Below are 23,729 nucleotides of genomic sequence, written 5' to 3' on the forward strand. Positions count from 1 at the left end.
TCGAGAGGAACAGGTAGACGAGATGTGTGGAATTGCAGGCTGGGTCTCGTACGATCGGGATCTCACGCGACACCAGGCCGACCTGGACGCGATGACGGCGACCATGGCCTGCCGGGGTCCGGACGCATCCGGTGTCCAGCTGGACCGGCACGCCGGGCTCGGTCACCGCAGGCTCGCCGTGATCGACGTCGACGGCGGCACCCAGCCGATGGCGGTGCAGACCGACGACGGCACGGTGACGATCACCTACAGCGGCGAGGCGTACAACTTCGGGGAGCTGCGCGGCGAACTGCGACGCCGCGGTCACCGCTTCCGGACCCGCAGCGACACCGAGGTGGTGCTGCACGGCTACCTGGAATGGGGCGAGGCGGTCGCCGAACGGCTCAACGGCATGTACGCCTTCGCCGTGTGGGACTCCCGGGTCGAGAAGCTGGTGCTGATCCGGGACCGGCTCGGCGTCAAGCCGCTCTACTACTACCGCACCGACGACGGGGTGCTCTTCGGTTCCGAGCCCAAGGCGATCCTCGCCAACCCGCTGGCCGAACGTGCCGTCGACCTGGCGGGGATCCGGGAACTGGTCAGCTTCACCCAGACGCCCGGCAGCGCCGTCTGGTGCGGGATGAACGAGGTGCTGCCCGGCGGGGTCGTCACCGTCGACCGTGCCGGGCTGCGCGAGCACCGCTACTGGACGCTGCCGAGCCGCCCGCACACCGACGACCTGCCGACCACCATCACCAACGTCCGCTCGTTGCTCAGGGACGTGGTGGAACGCCAACTGGTCTCCGACGTGCCGCGCTGCACCCTGCTGTCCGGCGGGCTCGACTCCAGCGCGATCACCGCCCTCGCCGCCGCCAAGCTCGGCGAACGCGGTGAGAAGGTGCGCAGCTTCGCGGTGGACTTCACCGGACGCGAGGACGACTTCGTCGCCGACGAGCTGCGCGCCACCACCGACGCCCCGTACGCGCGGGAGGTGGGCGCGCACGTCGGCTCGCTGCACGAGTCGGTGGTCCTCGACCACCGGGACATCGCCGACCCCGCGGTCCGACGGGCGGTGATCACCGCCCGGGACAGTCCGCTCAGCCTCGGCGACATGGACACCTCGCTGTACCTGCTGTTCCAGGCGATCCGTCAGCACTCCACGGTGGCCCTGTCCGGGGAGTCCGCCGACGAGGTCTTCGGCGGCTACCGGTGGTTCTTCCAACCGGAGGCCCAGGCCGCGGCGACGTTCCCCTGGATGGCGGTGTTCGTCAGCGGCGCGAAGGCCCAGGTGTCGGACCGGTTCAACGCCGACATCACGGCCGCCCTCGACCTGCCCAGCTACATCCGGGACCGGTACGCCGAGGCGCTCACCGAGATCGAGCGGGTCGACGGCGAGAGCGACCACGAGTTCCGGATGCGCGAGATGTGCCACCTGCACCTGACCCGCTTCGTCCGGATGCTGCTCGAACGCAAGGACCGGGTCAGCATGGCCGTCGGTCTGGAGGTCCGGGTGCCGTTCTGCGACCACCGGCTGGTCGAGTACGTCTACAACACCCCGTGGTCGATGAAGACGTTCGACGGGCGGGAGAAGAGCCTGCTGCGGGCCGCGACCGCCGACCTGCTCCCCCGTTCGGTTCTCGACCGGGTGAAGGCCCCGTATCCGGCCACGCTCGACCCGATGTACACGAGCGCCCTGTTGCAGCAGTGCAGGGACCTGCTCGCCACCGACGACCCGGTGTTCAACCTGGTCGACCGCGCCTACCTGGAGGGCATCACCCGTGAGTCGGGCGCCCTGCCGATCGAGATCCGCAACGGCATGGAGCGGGTGCTCGACCTGAGCACCTGGCTGGACATCTACCGCCCCGAGCTTCGGTTCTGACCTGACCGCCACCGGCTGAGAAGGGACTTCCGTTGACGACCGAGACCCAGCTTCCGGGGTTCACCGACCAGGTGGACCTGCGGGCCCGCAACCGCGCGACCGTCACCGACTACATGAGCCGCAAGGGCGAGAACCGGCTGACCCGCTACCTGCTGTTCACCGAGGACGGCAGCGCCGGCCTGTGGACCACCGACACCGGCCAGCCGGTCGCCTCTCAGGGCCACGAACTGCTCCGGGCGCACGGGGAGTGGTCGCTGCGGATGTTCCCCGACTGGGAGTGGACGAACGTCGAGATCTTCGAGACGCAGGACCCGAACCGGTTCTGGGTCGAGTGCGACGGCGAGGGTCAGATCCTCTACCCGGCGTACCCGCCCGGGCACTACCGCAACCACTTCATCCACTCGTTCGAGTTGGACGATGGAAAGATCCGCCGCCAGCGGGAATTCATGAACCCGTTCCAGCAGCTCCGGGCGCTGGGCATCGAGGTGCCGACGATCGACCGCGGCGGAATCCCCACCTAGGAGCAGCAGATGACCGCTCGGCTCAATCCGTACATCGCCTTCAACGGCAACGCCCGGGAGGCACTGGAGTTCTACCGTGAGATCCTCGGCGGTGAGTTGGAGATCGGCACGTTCACCGAGTACGGCGCGTCCGACGTGATGGCCGCCGACAAGATCATGCACGCGGTGCTCACCACCCCGGACGGTTTCACCCTGATGGCCTGGGACGTCCCCGAGCGGGTGCCGTTCCACCCGGGCAACAACGTCGCCCTCTATCTCGGCGGCGACGATCCCGCGTTGCGCGGCTACTTCCAGCGGCTGTCGGTCGGGGGCACGGTGACGATGCCGCTCAACACACAGGTGTGGGGCGACGAGGCCGGCTCGTTCATCGACCAGTTCGGGATCTTCTGGATGGTCAACATCACCCGGCCGAAGGGCTGACCGGCCACACCTGGCGGATCCGGCACGCTAGCCCCCCGAGGTGGGCCCGCCCGCTGTCAGCGGGCGGGCCCACCTCGGTCTGCCGGCGTACCGCACGTCGGCGGGACCGCCCGGGGCTCACGTGTAAAGCGTCGCGCGGGCCACCACGACCGCGGACCCGGAGACCTGGACCGTTTCGATCCGGTCCGGTGCACCGGTGGCCCGGGCCCGCATCGTCGACGGGCGACCGATCTCGACGCCCTGCAGGACCTCGATCCACTCACCGAAGGGGATCAGGCCGTGTCGCGCCAGATGCACCGCCAACGACCCGGCCGCCGAACCGGTGGCGGCGTCCTCGACGACGCCGTAGGCGGGCGAGAACATGCGCAGCCGCCACTGCGTGTCGGAACCCGCGAAGCAGTTGGCGGCCATGTCGGGCAGCCGGGCCAGGACCCGCTGGTCGGGCTCCAGCGCGGACAACTCGGGTACGCCCGGCAGACCGACGAACACGTGCCTCGGCCCGTTGTCGTAGACCTCCACCGGCAGGACGGCGTCGGTGGCGGGGACACCCAGCCCGGCGAGCAACTCCTCGGCCCGGTCGTAGCGCCCCCAGGTGGGGATGGGCTGCCACGAACTCGCTGAGCCGCGCCCGTCCCGGGTGGACCGCTCGATGTCGAACGTCACCGTGCCCATGGCCGTCTCCATCCGGATCTCCCCGACCGGCTTCAACTCGCTGAGTACGATCGCCGTGCCCAGGGTCGGGTGCCCGGCGAACGGCAGCTCGTTGACGGGGGTGAAGATGCGGACCCGCACGTCACCGTCCCGGCGCGGAGGCAGCACGAAGACGGTCTCCGACAGGTGCATCTCGTTCGCGATCTGCTGCATCCGCTCGGCGGACAGGGCTGCCGCGTCCAGGAAGACCGCGACCGGGTTGCCCTCCAACGCCGTCTCCGTGAAGACGTCCGCCACCACGTACTCGTAGGTGCCCACAGGTTCTCTCCAGCCGGGGATCGTCGAGGTCAATGCGTGTCGAACAACGCCTGGTAGCGGGCGACCGCCTGCTCGGTCACCGCACGCTCGGCGTGGGTGGGCCGGAACGGGTCCGCGGCCGGCGGCAACGCGCCGTACTTGAGCAGGGCAGCCATCAGCAGCAACCGGGCCTTGGTCGCGGTCAGGTTGTTGCCGACGATGAACGTCGGATCCGTCCGGTACGCCATGCCACCGGTGTTGCCACGGCCGGTGCGAACCACCGGCATCCCCGCGAAGATGGCCACCCCGAGCGCCGAGTTCTTCGCCGGGTCCGCCATCCCGAACGGCGACATGCCCTCGCAGACGAAACCGGCGAGCGGGGCGGCGGCGAGATTGGCCCGGATCCGGGCCAGGATCTCCACCTCGTCGCCCACCCGGGGATCGCCGCCCGGTTCCGCCGCGTAGCGGCTGTACTTGGTGATCGTCACCCTGGGCATGGCGTCCGGGATCAGCCCGTCCCCGTCCCTCGTCGCGACACCGAGCAGGGTGACGCCCGACTCCAACGAGCCGGCGACGCCGTTCACCTCCTTCGGCAGCACGGTGAGGCGCAGCTGCGAGCGCGCGGTCTGCCGACGCGTCGGCAGGTAGGTGAGCTGCGGGGGGCCGTACCCGCCCAGGTCGGCGACGATTCCCCCGTGGCCGCCGGTGACTTCGTATCCGCCCGGTCGAGCGTCGACCTTGGTCACGTCGCGGGCGGTGTAGACGAGTTCGTCGACGATCACGCAGGCGCCGACCCGGTCGACACCCTGCGCGTCGAGGGCGACACCGGAGGCGATGTACTTCACTCCGTCCACCACGTTGCGGTCGCCGTCGGCGCTCAGCGAGTGGTGCCGCCGCTGGGCGGCGTGGCCGACGAGGGGAACCGTCGTGTCGATCAGCAGGCCGAGCCAGTAGAGGGTCTCGTCCACGGTCGGGCTGCCCTCGAGCCACTGCACGCCGTCGTGCTCACCCGCGGCGAGGACGGCCTGGACCTGGTTGGTCGCCCCGGCGAGGTCACCCAGGTGCGGCTCACTCTGCAGGTGGTAGGGGTAGTAGACGAAGAAGTCACGGCCGAGCCGCTCCCCGTCCGGACCGGTGGTGTAGCCACCCGACGGGGCCGCGCGGAAGAAGTCGAAGTCGGCGATCGAACCGAACTCGACAGGTGTGCCGTGATCGCCCAGCCCGAACCGTTCGATCTCCTCGTAGAGGCGGCTAGCGTCCGGGTAGAACGTCTGCCGGGCCGCCTCCGGTGGCGCGTACGGCGTGGTCGCGGCCTGCTCCCACGCTGAACCGTCACGCTGCCGCGCCAGGTATGGCAGGGGGTACAGCCCGTCGTCGGGGTGCAGCTCCACGACGAACACCGGGGTGGCGTCGCCGGCCGGCTGCGCGGTGTGGAACGCGCCGTCGGTGTCGAGCCAGCCGTCCGGCGGCGCGTACAGGTGTGCCGCGTCGCGTTCGAGTGGATGCGCGCTGTACGCCTCGACGTACGCCGTGACCGGCGCCGCCAGCCGCTGCGGACGCAGTGCGTCGAACCGGCCCGGCCGGGGTGCGAGGCCGTGCCGGATCCGGGCCTTGTTCGACGTGACCAGGTCGGGGGTGTTCAGGATGGTCGCCGTCGGCCCGGCGAACACCGCGATCCGGGGCCGGGTCCCGCCCGTCGGGGTCAGGCCGGTCATGCCGGGGTCAAATGCTCGACCGACACGTCGTGCTGCTCGGTGAGCCGCCGGGCGATCAGCGACCGGTGACAGGCCACCGCATCGCGCTCGACGCAGAACAGCGCCGCCCGCCCCCGCGTCGGTAGCGCCGCGAGCAGCGGCACCAGGTCGGCGAGGTCGAGGACCTCGGCGGTGTAGCGGCGCACGTACTCGGCAGCCAACTCCCGGCGGGACCGCTTACCGACGCCCTGGCGGTCGTCCTCGGCGTACTGCAGATGGCGGTGTTCGGTGGTCGGGGCCAACTCGCGGTGGTGCTCGTAGGCGATGCCCGCACCGGCGAGGGCCTCCTGCAGCCGGCGCGCGTTCGCCCAGGCGTAGTCGGGCCCCCGGACCCCGCGGCGCTGGCGCACGTCGAACAGCAGCCTGACGTCCGCGGCGCGCAGGCGTAGCAGGAATGATTCGAGATCGAAATCGTAGACTCCGATTGTCACCAATCTATGCATTGGCATCCCGGTCCCTCGTATGGCGGTGCCGCACAATCCGCATCCTGATACTTGGTCGACCCACCCGACACTACCCTTGGAGACCCTCGACACAGCGGTTCGAATGCCATACCGAAAATGCCGATCCGACCACCCGCCCGACTCTTTTGCATCGACCGTCCACTGTGTTATGTGTCAGCCGCCACGAATCACGCGCCGGAGGTCTGCGAGTCGATCACGAAGGGTGCGCTCACCACCGTGCCGACTCGGGTGGTAGTAGTTCTTTCCCACCAGACCGTCCGGCGGATACTGCTGTTCCAGCACCCCGTCCGGAACCTTGTGCGGATAGCGGTAACCGATCGCGTTGCCGAGTTCCGCGGCACCCTTGTAGCGCCCATAGCGCAGGTGGGCGGGGACGTCGTCCACGGCACCCCTGCGCACGTCCGACATCGCCGCGTCGATGCTCTCGATCACCGCGTTGGACTTCGGCGCCATCGCGAGGTGCAGAGTGGCCTGCGTCAGCGCGAGACGCGCCTCGGGCATGCCGATCAACTGCACCGCCTGCGCCGCGGCGACGGCCGCGTGCAGGGCCGTGGGATCGGCCAGACCGACGTCCTCGCTGGCGTGCACGATGAGCCGCCGCGCGACGAACCGCGGGTCCTCCCCGGCCACCAGCATCCGGGCCAGATAGTGCAACGCGGCGTCGGGGTCCGAACCACGGATCGACTTGATGAAGGCGCTGATGACGTCGTAGTGCTGGTCGCCCTGCCGGTCGTATCGCACGGTCGTCTCCGCGACGGCCCGTTCCACGGCCGGCACGTCGATCTCGGTGCCATCGGTCGCCAGCACCCCGTCGGCGGCGGCCTCCAACGCGGTCAGCGCGCTGCGGGCGTCACCGGCGGCCAGCCGCACCAGCGCGGCTTCGGCCTCGGCCGACAGCGTGACCGCGCCGCCGAGGCCCCGTGGATCCGCTGCGGCGCGACGCAGCAGGTCACGGACGTCGGTGTCGCCCAACGAGCGAAGTTGCAGCACCAGCAGGCGCGACAGCAGCGGGGTCACCACCGAGAACGACGGGTTCTCGGTGGTGGCGGCGACCAGCAGCACCAGCCGGTCCTCGACCGCACCGAGCAGCGCGTCCTGCTGCGTCTTGGAGAAGCGGTGCACCTCGTCGATGAACAGCACGGTCTGCCGGTGCTGCCGGTCGAGCCGGCGGCGGGCCTCGACCATCACGTCGCGCACCTCCTTGACGCCGCTGGACAGCGCCGAGAGGGCGACGAACTGGCGGGTGCCGGCGGTGGCCAGCAGCCGGGCGATCGTGGTCTTTCCGGTGCCGGGCGGGCCGTAGAGCAGCACCGAGGCCGCGCCTGCGCCCTCGAGCAGTCGGCGTAACGGGGCACCGGGACGCAGCAGGTGAGCCTGACCGACGATCTCGTCGATCGTGCGGGGTCGCATCCGGGTCGCCAGCGGGCCGGCGTCCGGTGCCGCCGCACCCGGCTGCGGCCGTGGGTCGGCGCGCGGGGTGGTGAAGGACGGTGCGGGCAATTCGAACAGGGTCTCGACGCTGTCGTCCGTTCCGTCGTCTCGGTCATCCGTTGTGACGGTGCTCTGCTGGGACACGCTTGGTGGCCCTCCCCTTCGGTGAGCTGGGTATGTCGTGCGCACCCTAACCCGTCGTCCGCGAGCAACCCGTCAATACAACAACGGCGGTTCGCCACGGCGCACGCCGGGAACCACCGTTGTTGTACATCAATTTTGTCGCACTCCGGTCATTGGCCGAACGGAGCGCGTCCGTGACACCAAAGCCCTTCCTCGGCAGTTCCCTACGGGGTACGGTTGCCACCGTCGTCGCGAAGGGCAGTGCGGGCGGAGGAAGAATGGCAATCGACCTACAGGCCACTCGGGACATTGTCGATGTCATGACCGGCGGGTGGAAGGCACAGGCTCTCTACACCGCGGTCAAGCTCGGATTACCGGATCACGTCGCCGCCGGCCGGACCACCAGCGACGAACTGGCCGCGGCAAGCGGCGCTTCCGCAGCGGGGATACGTCGTCTCATGCGACTCATGGTGGCGATGCGCGTGTTCAACGGTAGCGAGACGAGCGGCTACCGCAGCACCCCGATCAGCGAGGCGCTGCGTTCCGACTCACCGTCGATGCGCGACATGTGCCTGCTGCACGGCGAGGAGTACTACGCCGCGTGGGGGCACGCCCATCGCGCGATCGGCACGGTCAACTCCGGCTTCGAGGCCGCCTACGGCAGCTCCTTCTACGACTACCTGAGCGGGGACCCGGACACCGCCCGCCGGTTCCAGGCCACCATGAACGCCGGCAACATGTTCTTCCATGAGGTGCCGGCCGCCTTCGACTTCACCGGCGGCAAGACCATCGTGGACGTCGGTGGTGGCGGCGGGCAGCTGCTCTCCACGCTCCTCGCGGCCACACCCGACGCCAAGGGCGTGCTGTTCGACCGCGAGCACATGATGCCCAGGGCCGGCGAACACCTGGCCGCCACCGTCGGGCTCCACCGGGTCACCCTCGTCGGCGGCGACATGTTCACCAGCGTGCCGACGGGCGGCGACGTCTACATCCTGTCCCGCGCGCTGGCCGGTTGGGACGACGACGCGGTCGTCCAGGCCTTCGACAACTGTCGCCGGGCGATGTCCGGCCCGACGGCGCGGCTGCTGGTCCTCGACCGCTTCGTCGTCGACGAGGACCCGTCCGTGCTGCCGGCCCTGTGGGATCTGCACCTGCTGATGATCACCGGCGGGGCGCACCGGAGCCTCCACCACGTCACCGAGCTACTCGGCCGCGCCGGATTGGACGTCGAGCGGACCGGCGCGCTCCCGATGGAGCACGTCGCCGTCGTCGCCGCACCCCGCCAGGCATCCTGACCGGGCCGTTGACGGCCGGGAGCGGCCGCTCCGGCCAACGGGATCAGCCGCTGGTGTGTCCCTCCGGTACTAAACTGTGACGATGATCCGGGAGGAGCTGCTGCGGTTACGGGCGGGTGCGGAGTCCGAGGCGGCGACGCTGGCGCGGGATCTGGAGGCGCTGTTCACGGCATCGCGGGATTCGAACGCCGACGACGAACACGATCCCGAGGGTGCCACCGTCGGCTTCGAACGCGCCCAGCTGATCGCGCTGCTCGCCGCGACGCGGGCGCGGATCGCCGAGGTCGACGACGCCCTGCTCAGGCTGGAGGCGGAGACCTACGGGCGCTGCGAGCGCTGCCAGCAACCGATCGGTGCGGAACGACTCGCCGTGCGGCCGTTCGCCCGCCACTGCATCTCGTGTGCGTAGGACGGTGAGGCGGGCGAGTGCCGCAATCTTCCCGCTGTCGTAGCCGCGGGTGTCGCAGTGGACGGTGTCGGCCGCCCGCACACTCCGGGAGTCGATACAGGATGCCAGCAACGACCGCCCGACGAGGATGCCTCTCCGGCCCACCCACCGCGGCGACGGCCTTGCGGTGCGGGAGGCACTGCGCCTCAGTGTCGGGTCATCCGCCGTCCCGGCTTCGTTCCCGCGCCCGGGTAGCACTGATAGGTTCACGGTCCGGACGGGTTCGTGGCGGGGTAGGGATGACGATGTCGGTACGCCTGATCGGTGCCAACCCCGGACTCACCCTGTTCGACGCCGCCGGAGAGCGCACCGCGTTCGCGTCGGTGTGGCGGGTGGACTGGTCCGAACGGGGCCCGGGGCAGGCGATCGTGGTGTGGCAGGCGGGCGAGGTCCGGATCCTGACCCCACGACCGGAACTCGGCCAGTGGCTGACCGACGAGTTCACCAGGCATTTTCCGGAGGTCGCGGGCCTGCCGTGGGGCACGCCGGCGGTGACGCACACCGCAGTCCGTCTCGACTACGACCTGGCCCGGGGTGTCCGCGCACAGGCGGCCGATGTCGTCGTGGAGATCGACGAGCCGCTCGACCGGCGGCTGATCCGGGTGCCCGAGTTCGACCTCGGCGGCACCCCGAACCTGCTCTCCACCGTGTACGTGCCGTGCGCCGAAGGGCGGCTGACCGTCGACGGGGTCGCCGTGGCGGGGTCACCACAGGTGACCCACGAGCCGACGACATCATCCAGCGCGTTCCTGGCGGACGCCGAGGTGTGGTGCCGGGTGGACGTTCCCAGCTGACCCGGTCCGGGCCGCCGCCGGTACCGGCGGCGGCCCGCCGGACAGTGGAGCCCGTGACCACCCGGTCCTCACCTCCTGACCGCCCGGCCGGCGGCGAGCCACAGCAGGGCCGCCCGGACCAGCTCGCCGGCGACCAGCGCGGCGACGCCGCCGAGAGCGCCCGTGACCGGCACGAGCAGCCAACCGGCCCCGGCGACGACGGCGAACTGTGCCGCCGCCGCCTGCGCCGACCAGCGTCGACCCCGCGCGCCGCTGACCTCCAGAAGCAGCGCCGACACGGCGTTCGCGCCGAACAGCACGATCTCCACGGCGATCGCCGGATAGACCAGGTCCGGTCCCGCCCCGGCGGTGCAGGCGGCGGTCAGCGCGACCGCTGCAGGCAGCCCGAACGCCATGGTCGCGCCGAGCGTCCGCCGGGCGGACCGCCAGCCGGCCAGCTCGCCGGCCCGTTCGTAGCGGTCCGCGACGGCGGGTTGGACGAGGCGCAGCAGGTAGCCCCACCCGGTGGACACCACCGACGTGACCACTGCCAGCACGTAGAAGAGGCTGATCTCGGCGGCGTCCCCCAGGGCGGCCAGGGCGGCGTACAGGGCCGACGCGCCGGCCGTGCCCAGCAGTTCGGCCACGCCGAGCAGCGCCGCGGCGCGCAGCGCGACCCGGCGTGGCAGCGCCGGTACGTCGGAGGCGACCGCGTCCCCGTGACCCGCAGCCGAGTCGGCACGTCGGGCCGTACCGCCGTGCGGGGCCGGGTCCAGGTGCTCCGTCGCCGGCTCCCGTGCGGTGTCCGCACCTGCTCCCGGACCGGGCGTGTCCCCGGGGGGCGCGGGCGTGCTCCGGTCGCCGCGGACGAGGCCGACGAGCAGCGCGACGTTCACCGCGATGCCGGCGGCGGCCAGCGCGGCGAGGACCTGGGTGGCGCCTGCTCCGGCCAGCGCCAGCGTGACCGCGACCGCGTACGCCGCCGCGACGGCGAGGTACGCCGCGCCATCGACCAGCGGGGCACCCCGCAGCCGGTACAGCGCGACGAGGACCGTGGCGCAGCCGATCCCGCCGGCGGCGGTGGCCGCGGTGGCGTAGCGGACCGCCGTGTCCCCCGCGCCGGCCACGACCAGCAGCAGCCATCCGGCCAGCGGCACGGCGAGCCCGGTGACCGCGATGGCGCGCATCAGCCGGTGCAGGTGTGCGCCGCCGGGCCGCGCGATCAGGGTCAGCGCGGCCTTCTCCGGTCCGCTGGACACCGCCACGGTGTACCAGGCGAGCGCGCCGACAGGTCCCGCGTACGCGGCGAACTCGTCCGGACCCCACACGGCCAGCAGGATCAGTCCCGCGGCGTACACGGCGAGCCGGTATGCGCCGCGTCCGGCCAGGAGGACCACCACAATGCGCGTCCGGGGCAGGGCGGCCGGGACGGTTGTCCTCATGCGACCGGGTCGGGACCGCTCACGGCCGCTCTTGCGGCTGTACGTCGAACCGCAGGTGGGCGTCGACGGCGGCCAGGGTGGCACGCAGCTGGTCGTGGTCGGGGGCGGTCGCCAGCAGGTAGCCGAGCTTCGCGCCCGCCCGGTGGTACGGCTCGACGTGGTCGCCCGGACTCACCGCGAGGATGAAGTCGACCAGGCCGGGCAGTGCCCGTACCGTGTCGTCGCCACGGACGGCGACCAGCTTGCCCGGCTGGGCGGCGCGCAGCACCCGCATCGCCGCGCAGGACGGCGGACCGGGGGTCAGGTCGGGCCGCTCGCCGACGGCCATCGCCACGTACGCGGCGGTGACGTCGACGCCGTGCACGAGACCGAGCAGCTCGGCCGACCCGTTGCCGCCCAGGCGCGCCCCCAGTTCGATGACGATCACCCGGTTGTCGCGGTCGACGAGCAGGTCGGCGTTGAGCGACCCCCACCGGTAGCCGAGCGCGGCGACGATCTCCTCGGTGGTGGCCCGGCAGCGGGCGACGAGGTCCGCGTCCGCTCCGGGCATGACGTGTTCGAGGGTGACGAAGTGCGGCGGCTCGGTGAGGGTACGTGCGCCGAGCCCGAAGAGCACGATCTCGCCGTCGGCGACCACGGCCTCCACCGCGTAGTGCTCGCCGTCGAGGAACTCCTCGACGATCACGATGCCCGCGGCGGAGTACGCGGCGGCGGCGTCCACGGCGGCGGGCACCTCGGCGGGTGACGCGCACAGGCTGATGCCGCGTCCGCCGCTGGAGTCGGTCGGTTTCACGATCACCGGGTAGCGCAGGTCCCCGCAGCCGCTCACCACGGCCTCGGGCCTGTCCTGCACGAACCTGGGTCCGGGTTGGCCCAGCCGGTCGCAGACCGCGCGGAAGTATCCCTTGTCGACGGAGGCGCGCAGGGCCTGCGGGGAGAGCCCGTTGGGGAGGCCGAGCAGCTCCGACAACTGGTACTGGGCGGGCAGGTTGACGTCACTGGCGGGAGAGACGACGCCGACGACGTCGTCGCGCGCGGCGAGCGCGGCGGCGACCCCGGGCACGTCACGGGTGCTCAGATTGAGGAACTCCGCGGCGTAGGAGATCGCGGGGGCGTCGGTACGCGCGTCGATGCAGATGGTGTGCAGTCCGAGGCGTGCCGCCGTGGCGAGGGTGGTGATGGCCCCGTCCGCGCCGCCGAGCACGGCCAGGGTTCTCATGCCGCGTGTTCCGGCAGGGGTAGCGGTGCGCGGGCCGGCCGCGCCGGGGGCGGTGCGAGCGTGTCCTCGGCGGCGGTCGTGATGTTGGCCTCGCGGATCAGGAACTGCGGCAGTCGGCCCGGCGGCCGGGCGATGTGCAGCAGGTACCGGGCGACGACGGCCAGGCTGGCCAGGCCGGCGGCCAGCGCCAGCCCGAGCAGGGCCGCGGCGGCGGGCAGGCGGCCGGGCAGCAGGGCGCAGAGCGCGCCGGCCAGCGCCAGTGCGGCGGCGACGAGGCTGACCTGCCCGGCTGCGACGACCGGGCGCGGAGAGTGGGACATGAACAGCTCCACGGCGTGCCGGGCCAGACCGCGTACGGTCACCTTGGCCTCGCCGCTGCGACGGGCGCGGTGCGCGGTGGGGACGGTCGTCCAGGCACCGGTCAGCCGGGGCAGGGTCGCCATGAAGTAGGGCGTGGCCAGGCGCAGGTCCACGACCCGGCGGGCGACGTCGGTGCGCAGCAGCCGGAAGCTGGTGCCACCGGCGGGGATCTCGATGCGCAGCAGCCGCCGGGCGATCAGATCGTGCAGCCCGGACGCGGCCCGACGCAGCAGACGGTCCTGCCGGTCCACCCGGATGCCGAAGACCGCGTCGTAGCCCTCGCGGGCCCGTTCGATCAGCTTGTGCGCCTCGGCGGGCGGAAACTGGAGGTCGGCGTCCAGGTGCAGGATCCAGGGGTGGCGGGCATAACGGTAGCCCGCCGAGAACGCCGCCTCCAGCCCGAAGTTGCGGGTGAAGGACAGGTAGGACACCGCATGGTCCTTTTCCGCCAGTGCACGGAACCGGTCCAGGGTGGTGTCGGTGCTGCCGTCGTCGATGAACAGGATCTCCAGGCCGGCGTATCCGGACAACTCGGCGACAATTTCCCCGTGGAGGGCGTCGATATTGTCCGCCTCGTTCAGACATGGCACGACGACGGTCAGAGCGAACCCGTCGCCGCCTTGGTCGATACCCGGCAATACGGCCGCCTTTCCGGCACATCGTCGCGCCACCAGTGGCACCGGCACAGGTGAAGCCGGCACGCAAACGACCCCCACAATAGCGGTATGCTTCGATTCCCCATACCCCCTGCCCGAATTCAGGTATCTCAGTAGATATGCCCTCCGAATAGGAAAATGACAGCCCGGCAAATGTTGTCGAAGCCGCCGTTACGCGGCAAGCTCAAGCATCCAGTCGATGGGGATCGGAGAATCGCATGTACGTGCTGGGCATCAACCAGCATCACGACTCGGCAGCCGGGCTGGTGCACGACGGCCGCATCGTGGCCTTCGTGGAGGAGGAGCGGGTCTCCCGCGTGAAGCACGACGGGACGTTCCCGGCGCGGGCCATCCGCGAGTGCCTGGCGACGGCCGGCATCACCCTGGCCGAGGTGGACCACGTCGCCTACTTCTGGCAGGCCCGCAAGGAGGTCACACACGCGCTCAAGCACTTCGTCACGCACCTGCCGGCGACGCTTGCGGTACTGCGCAACGACGCGGGCAGCTACGGCGGCAAGGCGTCGGGGATCGCCGCCACGATCCGTTCCGGAGGCGTGCAGTCGCACTCCGACGACTACCACGTCGGCGGCGCGCTCCTGCTGCACCTGCGCCGGTCGTACACGATGAAGAAGATCCTGTGCGAGGCGGTCGGCCACACCGGGCCGGTGCGCTTCAAGGTGCACCTGGTCGACCACCACCTGTCCCACGCGGCCAGCGGGTACCTCCTGTCGCCGTGGGACCACGCCGCGATCATCACCTGGGACGGCATCGGCAGCGACGGCACATCGACCTACCTCGCCGTCGGCGAGGGCGACCGGATCCGCGACGTGCGCCGGGTGCGCTTCCCGCACTCACTGGGCGCCCTGTACGCCTGCGTCACCAGCTACCTCGGCTTCCACCCCACCCGCGACGAGGGAAAGGTGATGGGGCTGGCCGCCTACGGCGAGCCGACCCACGTCGAGGCGATGCGGGAACTGGTCCGGCTGCTGCCCGACGGGCACTACGAGCTCGATCTGAGCTGGTTCCGCCACCACGCCACGGGCAAGCACCAGATGTCGGCCAAGTTCCTGGAACGCTTCGGCCCACCGCGCCCGCGTAGCCGTGACGAGGTGCCCCAGTACTACGCCGACATCGCGTACGGCCTACAGACCACCCTGGAGGAGGCGGGCCTGCACGTCGCCCGCTGGCTACAGCGGCACACCGGTGAGACCCGCCTGGTCACCGCAGGCGGGGTGGCGCTCAACAGCGTCATGAACGGGCGGATCCTGCTGGAGACCCCGTTCGAGGACTTCTTCGCCCAGCCCGCCGCGGCCGACGACGGTTCGGCACTCGGCGCGGCGTTGCAGGTCGGCGCGAGCCTCGGCCAGCCCCGGCCCACCGGCGGCTACATCTTCCTCGGGGCTCAGTACACCGAGGCGGAGATGGAGAAGGCGCTGGCGGATGCGGGTCTGCCCTACGAGCGCACCGACGACATCACCGAGACGACCGCGCGGGCCCTGGCCGACAGCAAAATCGTCGGCTGGTTCCAGGGGCGCATGGAGTGCGGGCCGCGGGCGCTGGGCAACCGGTCGATCCTGGCCGACCCGCGCGGCAGGGACACCAAGGACCGGCTCAACGAGAAGGTCAAGCACCGTGAGCCGTTCCGGCCGTTCGCGCCCTCCTGCCTGGCCGAGCGCTCCGGGGAGTACTTCGCCTCCGACTACCCGTCACCGGTGATGCTGCTGGTCTTCGACGTCCTGGAGCACCAACGCGAGCGGGTGCCGGCGATCACCCACGTCGACGGGACGGCCCGTGTGCAGACCGTCTCGGCCACCGACAACCCGCTCTACCACCGGCTCATCACCCGGTTCGACGAACTCACCGGAGTGCCGATGGTGGTCAACACGTCGTTCAACGACAACGAGGAGCCGATCGTGCGGACGCCGGCCGACGCCGTGCGGTGCTACCTGCGTACCGGTATGGACGCCCTGGCCCTCGGCCCCTTCTGGACCCAGAAGTGATCCGCCGCTGGTGGTGGCTGCTGCCGGCGACGGTGGGCGGCGTCCTCGCCGCGCTGATCATGCTGGTGCTGCCGCCGGACCGCACCATCGACCACCTGGGCGAGGTGCTGCTCAAGACCGCGCCGCTGCTGTGCGCGGTGCTCGCGGTCGCCTACTTCCCCCAGCGCCCGGGGCTCGGCCTGGCACTGCTGGGGGTGCTGTTCGTCGGCTACATGGCAGTGGTGGACACCCTCAACGTCGACCACATCTTCGGCTACGCCGAAGCCGCCGACCAGGACGCGGCGTTTCCCCGGTTGTACCAGTGGACGATCTTCCTGAACGCGTTCACGGTGCTCGCCGTGCTCTTCGCGTACCGGCTCGGTGGTGCGTCGGCGGGCCGGGTGCTGCGGGCGGGCCTGGCCGCGATCCTGGTCCTGATCTCCGGCCTCAACGACCTGTCGTTCTACTACACCAACGACTGGGACGGCCCGAGACCACGGGTGCTGCACTGGGCGTCACACATCACGGTGTTCGTCGGTGGTCCGCCCACCGCGACGGTCGCGATCGTGTTCTGCGCGGTCCACCTGCTGCTCGCGGCGGTGATCCTGGCGCTGCCGCTGGACCGGTGGGCGGCCCGCTTCGACGGCTGGGCGGCGACACCCACCCCGGCCGAACGCCCGCTCGCCGCGCCCTAGACCTCGCCGAGGATCCGGCGGGCGGTGTTGAGCGCCTGACGGACGACCTGGTCCATGTCGATGTAGGTGTACGTGGCCAGTCGTCCGGCCACGTAGCGGGGCGGGCCGGGCAAACCCGCCAGCTCCTCAAGGTAGCGGCGGGCCAGTGCCCGGTTGGCCCCCTGCACGTCGTCGATCGGGTAGTGGCGCGCGGGCGCACCCGGATACTCGTAGCTGACCACGGTGCCCGGCCCGGTCTGGCCGCTCATCCACTTCGTCTCGATGGCCCGGGTGTGCGGCTTGAGCGGGCTCGGGGTGTTCACCACCCCGCACGTCAGCGCGTGCTCCACCCCCGGCAGGTAGTGGTTGACCAGCCGTACCCCACGCCAGGGCAGCCGGCCCAGGTGCTCGGCGAAGAACTCGTCGAGTGCGCAGGTGACCACGACCGCGTCCGCGCCCGCGCACACCTCGTCCCAGTCGTCGACGGTGACCCGACGGCCCATGACCACCGGTACGTCCCGCAGCAGCGCGTCGACCAGCCGCGGGTAGCCACCCTCCGGCCAGCCCTGGTGAGGGTCACGGAACAGATCGGTGTAACCGTCGTCGCGCAGCTCGATACGCTTGGGTGCCCACCCGGCCGAGAGGTTCCGGGGATCCTCGCCCCACTGCTTGCGGGTATACCCCTCGATCAGCTCGCGGTACAGCGTCTCCCCCAACAGACCCACCGACCAGGACTCGAAGTTGGCGGGGTCGGGCCGGGCGGGGCGGGCGGCCAACTCGCGCGCGATCTGCGGCCACCGGGGCAGGGTACGCAGCTCCGACAACTGGGGCGGCCAGCTCAGTTCGCGGTCGAACGCCTCGGTGCGCACGGTGTGCCGGTACGGCAGGAAGCGGACCAGACCCGTCACCAGCCGCCACACCTCGGCGTCGGCGGTGTGGAAGATGTGCGCGCCGGCCGGCTCGTAGAGAATGCCCGCGGCCGAGGCCGTGCGGAGCTGGCCGCCCCAGGTGGGATCGCCCTCGACGACCTCGACGGCACGGCCCGCCACGTGCAGGAGATGAGCGACGGTCGCGCCGGCCAGCCCCGCCCCGATCACCCGCACGCAACCCATCGCCGGATGGTAATGGGTCGCGCGCGTATCCGGGTCCACACCCTCACCCGCCCGCCGGCCGGCCGGCCGGCCGCCGTGCCACCGCTTGGTCGAACCCGGCCGCCGCGCCACCGCTTGGCCGGGCCCGGCCGCCGCGCCAAGGACGAGACGGCATCGGGTGCCCTGGCCGACGGACGGTATGGTCGGCGGATATGAAGGCGGGTCGGGCATGAACGACGGGCTCACGGTCACGCTGCACGATCCCCACGTAGCCGACGCCCCTGCGGGCTGGGACGCCTTCATGGCCAAGGAACACCTGATGGCGGCGTGGTCCTGGCCGCTCGTCCGGGCAGCGGCGAGCCGACGGACGGTCATCGCCGCAACGGTCCGGCATGGATCCGACGTCGTCGGGCTGGTCACCGGTCGCTTCCACGGGCTACGGACGGGCCGCTCCACGGTCCCGTTGGCCGGAATCGTCGACGTCGACAGCCTCTCCTCCAGCGCGCTGCCGGGCGTCACGCTCGCCGCCGGGGCCGACGGAGCCGCGCTGACCGACACCATCGGCGCGCTCCGCTCCGCGCTGCGGGAGGCCCACGGCGGGCGGGTACGCGGCCTGATGTTCCGTCAGGTGTCCGCCGAGTCCCTGCCCGCGCTGCTGACCCGACCGGCGATCGTCCGGGAGGGCGGCCCCATCGCGTGGTTCCCCAACCGGTTCGCCTCGCTGGAGGACTACCTGCGGTCGCTGGGCCGGGGCCGACGCTACGACCTGCGCCGGATCCTGGCCGGGGTCGCCGCGTCGGACCTGCACGTGGCGAGCACGCTGCGGGGGGAGCCGGTCCCGGTCCAGCCGGCACAGCTGTGCGAGCTGATCGCGAGCGTCGTGAACCGCCACCACGACAAGTGGTGGCTGCCCAAACGGTTCATGTCCCCGGCCATGGCCGCCGCACAGGTCACCACGCCCGGCGTCCACCTCAACGGCTACCGCGACGGCGACCGGCTCATCGCCCTCAACGTGATCTTCGACCACCCGGATCTGCCGCTCTCGGCCGGCTGGGGCGCGTTCTCGGTGGCCGAGGGCGGCCGTCGGGACCTGTGGTACCACAACAACCTCGAACTGGCCCGCTGGTGCATCGACACCGGCCGCCGTGGCTTCCTCAGCGGTCAGGGCAGCCTCGTGGAGAAGCGCCGTCTCGGCCATGAGATGATCCGTCAGTGGGCCGTGCTCATCCCCTTTCCGCGCGGGGCCCGGTGACCCCCGGCCGGTAGGCCGACTCGACGAAGCGGCCCTTGCCGCCCGGTGTCAGCGCGATCCGCTCCGCCCGCACGAACCGCGGTACGACGGGGGCGTCCACCGCCTCGCCCAGGGCCTGCTCGAACGCGACGCACGCGGCGGCGAAGGCCGCCTCGCCGGGAGCCTCGGGCACCAGGTGAACCGTGACCTGGCCGGCCTCGTCCTGCCGGATCATGCACTCCGCCACGCCGGGCGTGTGCATCGCCAACGCGAGGAAGACGCCGCTGTACACCCGTCGGCCGCCGGGCAGCGTGACGAAGTCGTTGGTGCGCCCGTCGACCAGCCGCATCCGGCGGAACCGGCTACCGCACGGGCAACCCGCCGGCAGGACGTACGCCCGGTCACCCAACTGGTAGCGCGGCAACGGCATGGCGCGCTCACGGAAGTGCGTCACCACCACCGAACCGGTGACCCCCTCGGGGACCGGCGTGCCCGCCTCGTCCACTATCTCCAGCCACACCCGGTCCTCGTCGACGTGCATCGCGCCCGCCGCGCAGCCACTCGACACCGTCAGCACCTCGTACGCCGAGTACTCGTCGTACACCGGCACCCCGAACCGCTCGGTGAACTGCGCCGCGACCTCGTCGGTCAACAGCTCCGAGTCGGTCATCACCAGCTTGAGACCGCGCCGTAGCCGGGCCAGCTCACCAGGGTCGAGGGCGCGCAGCAGACCCCGCAGGACCACCGGATAGCCCATGATCAGTTGGGGTCGGACGGCGAGGACCGCCCGTGCTATCGCCGCGTCGGACTGGCCGGCCGGCACCACCACCCGCGGGAACAGGCCCAGTCGCTGGAACCAGCGCACCGGCCGGGGGAACGGCTTGATGTGCGCGATCCGCCACCATGGACGGTAGCCCGACAGCAGGAAGCGCCGCAGTACGGTCGCGCCGTGATAGCCGTACGCGTCGACGTCGTGGCGGATGTGCAGCCGCGTTCCGGTGGTACCGCTGGTGACGTCCGTCCGGTAGGCCCCGGCGGCGAGTCCCCGGGTGTGAAAGGACTCCGCGCCCGCGTCGAGCACGGCGCGTTTGGTCAGGATGGGCAGCCCGGCCAGCTCGTCCAGGCTCGCCAGGGGCCCGGCCGGATAGTCGGCGAAGGCCGGCACCCGCTCACGACAGTGTCGCAGCAGCGCGTTGACACCCTCCAGCGCCAGTGCGCGGGTACGTTCGGGGGCACGGTGCGGTGCCCGCCAGACCGCCGGCAGGTGCCGCAGCTCGCGTACGGCGACGGCGAGGCCCCCGCTCATCGGGGCCCATGGATGTCGGTAGGCACCACGCCACCGTAGCGGGTCGCCGCTCGGGCGTCAGGTGCCCGATCCGACCCCCGAGTCGGGACCGGACGACGACGCGGTTCATCGAGGTCACCGCGGTGACGAACCGCTTCTCTACCCGGCTCGGCCGGCCATGGCGACGAAGCCGTTGAGGCCGGGTGCCGGCCGAGCATCTCGTCTGCGGCGGCGGTGATGGAGCCGGGGTCGGTCGTGTCGATGAGCACGGTGTCGATGTCGGGGCGCTCGGTGCGGATGTCGGCGAGCCGGTCTGCTCAGCGGCCACCGACGAGGACCGTGTTGCCCCGTTGCCGGAGCCGCACGGCGAGGCCGAGTCCGATGCCGGAGGTGGCGCCCGCGATGAAGCTGGTGTTGCCGCTGATCTTCATCTGCCCGGTGCCGTTCAGTGGCCGGTGGAGTAGAGGTTGATGAGGTTGCCGTCGGGGTCGCGAAAGAGCATCGACCGGTAGCCCCACGGCTGGGTGGTGGGTTCCTGAACCCAGTCGGTGACCTGCTCGCCCAGGCGGGCGCGTTCGGCGTCGACGTCGTCGACCTCGAATTCGAGGATCGCGGACCGGTTGGCGGCGGCCTCGGCCGCGCCGTTGTTGTAACGCTTGACCGCAGCGCCGGCGGCCAGCGCAATGATGCTGCCCGCGGTGTGCAGTTCGGCGTAGTCACCGGGCCCGAAGGGGGTCACCGGCTCGGTGTTCGTGAGCGCGGAGTAGAAAGCGGTCAGGGCGGGCAGGTCGTCGGTGACGAGACGGATCGAGGCGAGCTTCATGGCGTTCTCCCGCTGCTTCCAGGGGCCGGACCGTCCGGCTCCCCGAAACAGTACGGTACTGTACCGTACTGTTTCTTCGGTGTGCAGAGATGCGGAGATCACAACGTGGCCCGATCCGAGGACTTCGTCGACGTCCGAGTCCAGCGATCCAAGGCGGCCGTGCTCGCCCAGACATACGAGTTGCTGTCGTCAGGTGGGATGGGTGGCGTCAGTATCGACGAGGTGTCACGGCGTTCCGGCGTGTCCAAGACCACGATCTACCGCCATTGGCCGTCGCGGGCCGCACTGCTGGTCGAGGCATGCTCGACGATCGGGTCGGCGCCCCCGGTCCCCGATACGGGTAGCCTCGGCGGGGATCTCGCCGCACTGGCCGAGGAACTGGCCGAGCAGCTACGCAGCGCCCGGTGGGCGACGGTCCTGCCCTCCATCATCGATGCCGCTGAGCGTGAGCCCGAGTTGGCCGGCCTTCAGGCGGACCTGCATGCTCGGTTGCTGGCTCCGTTCGGCGTGGTCGCCGAACGCGCGCGGGCCCGGGGCGAGCTCACCACGGATTGCAGGCAGGACGACGTCACCGCCCTCATCGCCGGCCCCCTGTTCTACCGCCGCTGGTTCTCCCGGGAGCCTCTCGACGCCGCGTTCATTCGACGTGTCGTCGAGGCCGCCCTTGACCAATTCGGCATGCCGCCCCGTTCCCCGTGATCGTTAGGCTTCGCACGCCGGGCGACAGGCGGTCACTACGATTCCGTCACGCGCGTGCACGACTACGCATGGCCCTGCGGCCCTGGCGGCTAACGGATTTGCCGCGGAGGGCGCGCGAGGCGCCCTCCGTCGAACCAGTTGAACAGCAGGTCACCGAGCCGTTGCGGCTGGTGGTAGGTGACCGGGATCATGCCGCTGAGCCCCGGCGACCAGGTTGGCTGCCGCGTTGAAGAGGATGCTCAGCGACCCGCCGTCACGGAGCCGAACACCGACCCGGTAGTAGTTCCGGCCGACCATCGGAGCCTCGACCGAGAGTCCGCCATAGCCGCAGCGTGGGCCGCGCGCGGCCCACGCGGGCGGGGCCGGGCTGCGCCTTCGAGGACGGGTCGACTTACCTATCCAGACTGAGCCACTGCGTGCCGGAGTTCGCTCAGCCACTCAACGCCGAGCCGATGGCCGTCGGGAAACTGGTCCCCGCGATCCCAGCGCCACGTGGTGATCATCGCCAGCATGAGGATCCGGCAATCTCGGAGCAGCCGGCGATCGACGCCCGGGTAGTTGTCACCGACGTCGTCGGGTGCGTAGGCCAGGTCGAACTCGACCGGCCCCCGGCAACAGGTCTCGAAGTCGATGAAGAGCGGGCCGGTCCGGGTCGAGAGCAGGTTGCCTGGGTGGGGTTCACCGTGCAGAAGCTGCTCGGGTCGGCCCCTCTCGCTGACCGCGCGCCGCATACGGTCCAACGTGCTGGCGAGGAAGACCCGATCCGAGTCAACCAGTTCCGGCGTTCGGGCATGGTCGGCCACGAGCGTCTGCGCCGCAGAAACCCGGTCCGTGAAATGCGGGACGGGCAGGTCGACCTTACGCATCCCGGCATGCAGACGTTCGAGCGCGCCGACATACTCCGCGTTCGACAGTGACTGAGTAGTCGCCGGTTCGTAGTAGATCCAGAAGGTGACCACGTAGTCACCCCGGATAAACACCTCGAGCGACTCCAGCGCGGCCACCGGACTCCCGACCTCGGCCAACCGCCGAGCAACATCCACTTCAAGCTGGGCACACTGGTTCGCTGCCGGCGCGACCCGGGCGAGCACGGCGCAGGGCTCCAGCCTCAGGGTGAGCGCGTTCGAGTTGTGCAGGACGGCACCATTGCGGACGGTCAGGCCGAGCGATGAGGCGCTCGACATGGCTGCCTGCATCTGGTGTTGCAGCCGGGCGGCGTGCTGTTCCAGTCGCCCCCACTGCTCCGCTTCCGGGCGGCCCGACAGGTCGAGGCGGACCAGGTCGACGGCCGTCTCGTCGCCGTACTGTTGGGCCGGGGCGTCCGGCGGGCCCACCAGTCGCAGCCGCAGTGCGTCGTGGTGCTCCACCAGGGCGGCCAGTGCCTGGCGCAGCAGATCCAGGTCGACGTGCGCGTCCAGCTCGAACAGCTGCGACATGTTGAAGTGCTCACGGGCCGGCAGCGGTTGTTCCAGGAACCATCGCTGGATCGGGCTGAGCCGGAAGGGCTCGCCGGTCACCGCGGCGACCTCCGGTACGGCTTCCAACTGTTTGCCGACTCCTTGCGCGGCCAGCCGGCGGATCGTCCGGGCGTCGAGGATGTCCCGTGGCGACACCCGCACACCGGCACGCCGTGCCCGGGCGACGATCTGGATGCTGATGATCGAGTCGCCGCCCAACTCGAAGAAGTCGTCGTCGATGCCCACCCGATCGGCCTTGAGGACCTGGCACCAGATGGCCGCGAGCTGTCGCTCCAGATCCGTCGTCGGAGCCACGTACTCGTCGACGGTCGGCTCGAATCCGACACGCGGGTCCGGCAGCCGGGCGAAATCCACCTTTCCGTGCCGGGTCAGCGGGAGGCCGGGAACGGGCACCAGGAACGCCGGCTGCAGGTAGCGCGGCAGGGTCTCCTCGAGCCGGCCCCGGATCTGACGGACGTCCAGGTCGTCCGTCGCGGCCACCAAGTAGGCGACCAGTTGGCGGTCGCCATCGTCGTTGCGGACCACGGTCACCGCCGCGTCGGCTATCCGCTCGTCGGTGACCAGCGCGGCGTGCACCTCGGCCGGCTCGACCCGGAATCCTCGGATCTTCACCTGATCGTCGAGCCGGCCCAGGAACTCCAGTGTGCCGTCGTGACGCCAGCGCGCCCGATCACCGGTCCGGTACCGGCGGGCGCCGGCGCGACGGGGGTCCGCCACGAACCGTTCGGCGTTCATCTCCGCCAGGTTGAGATAGCCG

At 71.0% G+C, this 23,729-nt stretch carries 21 protein-coding genes; 10 read left to right on the forward strand and 11 right to left on the reverse strand.

What is annotated here, in order from left to right; translation table 11 throughout:
- Positions 1-22: 22 nt before the first annotated feature.
- From asnB to J7462_RS09045, 3 genes are read left to right on the forward strand one after another with little or no spacing between them, the layout of a single operon-like run.
- On the forward strand, positions 23-1,858 hold the full coding sequence (gene asnB, locus J7462_RS09035; protein ID WP_219463443.1) for an asparagine synthase (glutamine-hydrolyzing): 1,836 nt from the start codon (positions 23-25) through the stop codon (positions 1,856-1,858).
- 32 nt (positions 1,859-1,890) lie between these two features.
- A complete protein-coding gene (locus J7462_RS09040; RefSeq protein WP_219463446.1) occupies positions 1,891-2,379 on the forward strand; it encodes a PhzA/PhzB family protein in 489 nt (162 codons plus the stop codon).
- A 9-nt stretch (positions 2,380-2,388) separates the two neighbouring features.
- On the forward strand, positions 2,389-2,799 hold the full coding sequence (locus J7462_RS09045; RefSeq protein ID WP_219463448.1) for a VOC family protein: 411 nt from the start codon (positions 2,389-2,391) through the stop codon (positions 2,797-2,799).
- Positions 2,800-2,916: 117 nt separating this feature from the next.
- Here J7462_RS09045 and J7462_RS09050 read toward each other — a convergent pair whose 3' ends face one another.
- From J7462_RS09050 to J7462_RS09065, 4 genes are all read right to left on the reverse strand, one after another.
- Complete coding sequence (locus J7462_RS09050; RefSeq protein WP_307799765.1) at positions 2,917-3,768, reverse strand: PhzF family phenazine biosynthesis isomerase; 852 nt, start codon at positions 3,766-3,768, stop codon at positions 2,917-2,919.
- Positions 3,769-3,797: 29 nt separating this feature from the next.
- Positions 3,798-5,462: an asparaginase domain-containing protein gene (locus J7462_RS09055; protein WP_219463449.1), complete on the reverse strand. Its 1,665-nt coding sequence runs from the start codon at positions 5,460-5,462 to the stop codon at positions 3,798-3,800.
- Positions 5,459-5,932, reverse strand: a complete 474-nt coding sequence (locus J7462_RS09060) for a DUF488 domain-containing protein (RefSeq protein WP_308290839.1) — start codon at positions 5,930-5,932, stop codon at positions 5,459-5,461. Before J7462_RS09060 ends, J7462_RS09055 begins: the two co-directional genes overlap by 4 nt.
- Before the next feature lie 186 nt (positions 5,933-6,118).
- Positions 6,119-7,465: a replication-associated recombination protein A gene (locus J7462_RS09065; protein WP_374197508.1), complete on the reverse strand. Its 1,347-nt coding sequence runs from the start codon at positions 7,463-7,465 to the stop codon at positions 6,119-6,121.
- A gap of 374 nt (positions 7,466-7,839) precedes the next feature.
- Between J7462_RS09065 and J7462_RS09070 the strand changes: the two genes are divergently transcribed.
- From J7462_RS09070 to J7462_RS09080, 3 genes are all read left to right on the forward strand, one after another.
- Entirely contained in the window at positions 7,840-8,814 is a 975-nt protein-coding gene (locus J7462_RS09070; protein ID WP_255598369.1) for an acetylserotonin O-methyltransferase, read from the forward strand.
- A gap of 82 nt (positions 8,815-8,896) precedes the next feature.
- Complete coding sequence (locus J7462_RS09075) at positions 8,897-9,223, forward strand: TraR/DksA C4-type zinc finger protein (RefSeq protein ID WP_208569987.1); 327 nt, start codon at positions 8,897-8,899, stop codon at positions 9,221-9,223.
- A gap of 284 nt (positions 9,224-9,507) precedes the next feature.
- Positions 9,508-10,056 (forward strand): hypothetical protein, encoded by a 549-nt coding sequence (locus J7462_RS09080; protein WP_219463454.1) that lies wholly within the window; start codon positions 9,508-9,510, stop codon positions 10,054-10,056.
- Positions 10,057-10,124: 68 nt separating this feature from the next.
- Here J7462_RS09080 and J7462_RS09085 read toward each other — a convergent pair whose 3' ends face one another.
- The 3 genes from J7462_RS09085 to J7462_RS09095 are packed head-to-tail and all read right to left on the reverse strand — an operon-like array spanning position 10,125 to position 13,646.
- Positions 10,125-11,477 (reverse strand): hypothetical protein, encoded by a 1,353-nt coding sequence (locus J7462_RS09085; protein ID WP_219463455.1) that lies wholly within the window; start codon positions 11,475-11,477, stop codon positions 10,125-10,127.
- A 19-nt stretch (positions 11,478-11,496) separates the two neighbouring features.
- Positions 11,497-12,696 (reverse strand): ATP-grasp domain-containing protein, encoded by a 1,200-nt coding sequence (locus J7462_RS09090; RefSeq protein WP_219463457.1) that lies wholly within the window; start codon positions 12,694-12,696, stop codon positions 11,497-11,499.
- Positions 12,693-13,646 (reverse strand): glycosyltransferase family 2 protein, encoded by a 954-nt coding sequence (locus tag J7462_RS09095; RefSeq protein WP_219463459.1) that lies wholly within the window; start codon positions 13,644-13,646, stop codon positions 12,693-12,695. Before J7462_RS09095 ends, J7462_RS09090 begins: the two co-directional genes overlap by 4 nt.
- 284 nt (positions 13,647-13,930) lie before the next feature.
- Here J7462_RS09095 and J7462_RS09100 point away from each other — a divergent pair, with 284 nt between their 5' ends.
- Together J7462_RS09100 and J7462_RS09105 are read left to right on the forward strand one after the other, a co-directional pair.
- Entirely contained in the window at positions 13,931-15,712 is a 1,782-nt protein-coding gene (locus tag J7462_RS09100) for a carbamoyltransferase C-terminal domain-containing protein (protein WP_219463461.1), read from the forward strand.
- The gene (locus J7462_RS09105) at positions 15,709-16,386 is read left to right on the forward strand and encodes a hypothetical protein (RefSeq protein WP_219463463.1); all 678 of its coding nucleotides are present in this window, start codon (positions 15,709-15,711) and stop codon (positions 16,384-16,386) included. The genes J7462_RS09100 and J7462_RS09105 overlap by 4 nt, the downstream gene beginning before the upstream one ends.
- Here J7462_RS09105 and J7462_RS09110 read toward each other — a convergent pair.
- Entirely contained in the window at positions 16,383-17,477 is a 1,095-nt protein-coding gene (locus J7462_RS09110) for a UDP-galactopyranose mutase (protein ID WP_219463464.1), read from the reverse strand. The genes J7462_RS09105 and J7462_RS09110 overlap by 4 nt on opposite strands.
- Before the next feature lie 208 nt (positions 17,478-17,685).
- Between J7462_RS09110 and J7462_RS09115 the strand changes: the two genes are divergently transcribed.
- A complete protein-coding gene (locus J7462_RS09115) occupies positions 17,686-18,708 on the forward strand; it encodes a peptidogalycan biosysnthesis protein (RefSeq protein ID WP_219463466.1) in 1,023 nt (340 codons plus the stop codon).
- Here the strand turns inward: J7462_RS09115 and J7462_RS09120 are convergent.
- Together J7462_RS09120 and J7462_RS09125 are read right to left on the reverse strand one after the other, a co-directional pair.
- Entirely contained in the window at positions 18,680-19,993 is a 1,314-nt protein-coding gene (locus J7462_RS09120) for a phenylacetate--CoA ligase family protein (protein WP_219463468.1), read from the reverse strand. The two genes, J7462_RS09115 and J7462_RS09120, sit on opposite strands and share 29 nt — an antisense overlap.
- Positions 19,994-20,417: 424 nt before the next feature.
- Positions 20,418-20,795, reverse strand: a complete 378-nt coding sequence (locus J7462_RS09125; RefSeq protein WP_219463470.1) for a VOC family protein — start codon at positions 20,793-20,795, stop codon at positions 20,418-20,420.
- 105 nt (positions 20,796-20,900) lie between these two features.
- On the opposite strand from J7462_RS09125, the gene J7462_RS09130 reads away from it, so the two are divergent.
- The gene (locus J7462_RS09130; protein WP_219463473.1) at positions 20,901-21,494 is read left to right on the forward strand and encodes a TetR/AcrR family transcriptional regulator; all 594 of its coding nucleotides are present in this window, start codon (positions 20,901-20,903) and stop codon (positions 21,492-21,494) included.
- A gap of 395 nt (positions 21,495-21,889) precedes the next feature.
- Here the strand turns inward: J7462_RS09130 and J7462_RS33570 are convergent, their stop codons facing one another.
- Positions 21,890-23,707: a phosphopantetheine-binding protein gene (locus J7462_RS33570; protein WP_374197569.1), complete on the reverse strand. Its 1,818-nt coding sequence runs from the start codon at positions 23,705-23,707 to the stop codon at positions 21,890-21,892.
- Positions 23,708-23,729: the final 22 nt, after the last annotated feature.

The organism is Micromonospora sp. RL09-050-HVF-A (genome assembly GCF_019374995.1).
Taxonomy (GTDB): domain Bacteria; phylum Actinomycetota; class Actinomycetes; order Mycobacteriales; family Micromonosporaceae; genus Micromonospora; species Micromonospora antibiotica.

Excerpts from the sequence above, each read along its gene's own strand:
- J7462_RS09075 (WP_208569987.1), top strand. The coding sequence starts at position 8,897 with ATGATCCGGGAGGAGCTGCTGCGGTTACGGGCGGGTGCGGAGTCCGAG.
- J7462_RS09125 (WP_219463470.1), bottom strand. The coding sequence starts at position 20,795 with ATGAAGCTCGCCTCGATCCGTCTCGTCACCGACGACCTGCCCGCCCTG.
- J7462_RS09055 (WP_219463449.1), bottom strand. The coding sequence starts at position 5,462 with ATGACCGGCCTGACCCCGACGGGCGGGACCCGGCCCCGGATCGCGGTG.
- J7462_RS09045 (WP_219463448.1), top strand. The coding sequence starts at position 2,389 with ATGACCGCTCGGCTCAATCCGTACATCGCCTTCAACGGCAACGCCCGG.
- J7462_RS09120 (WP_219463468.1), bottom strand. The coding sequence starts at position 19,993 with ATGAGCGGGGGCCTCGCCGTCGCCGTACGCGAGCTGCGGCACCTGCCG.
- J7462_RS09115 (WP_219463466.1), top strand. The coding sequence starts at position 17,686 with ATGAACGACGGGCTCACGGTCACGCTGCACGATCCCCACGTAGCCGAC.
- asnB (WP_219463443.1), top strand. The coding sequence starts at position 23 with ATGTGTGGAATTGCAGGCTGGGTCTCGTACGATCGGGATCTCACGCGA.
- J7462_RS09110 (WP_219463464.1), bottom strand. The coding sequence starts at position 17,477 with ATGGGTTGCGTGCGGGTGATCGGGGCGGGGCTGGCCGGCGCGACCGTC.
- J7462_RS09080 (WP_219463454.1), top strand. The coding sequence starts at position 9,508 with ATGTCGGTACGCCTGATCGGTGCCAACCCCGGACTCACCCTGTTCGAC.
- J7462_RS09090 (WP_219463457.1), bottom strand. The coding sequence starts at position 12,696 with ATGAGAACCCTGGCCGTGCTCGGCGGCGCGGACGGGGCCATCACCACC.
- J7462_RS09070 (WP_255598369.1), top strand. The coding sequence starts at position 7,840 with ATGACCGGCGGGTGGAAGGCACAGGCTCTCTACACCGCGGTCAAGCTC.
- J7462_RS33570 (WP_374197569.1), bottom strand. The coding sequence starts at position 23,707 with ATGAACGCCGAACGGTTCGTGGCGGACCCCCGTCGCGCCGGCGCCCGC.
- J7462_RS09100 (WP_219463461.1), top strand. The coding sequence starts at position 13,931 with ATGTACGTGCTGGGCATCAACCAGCATCACGACTCGGCAGCCGGGCTG.
- J7462_RS09085 (WP_219463455.1), bottom strand. The coding sequence starts at position 11,477 with ATGAGGACAACCGTCCCGGCCGCCCTGCCCCGGACGCGCATTGTGGTG.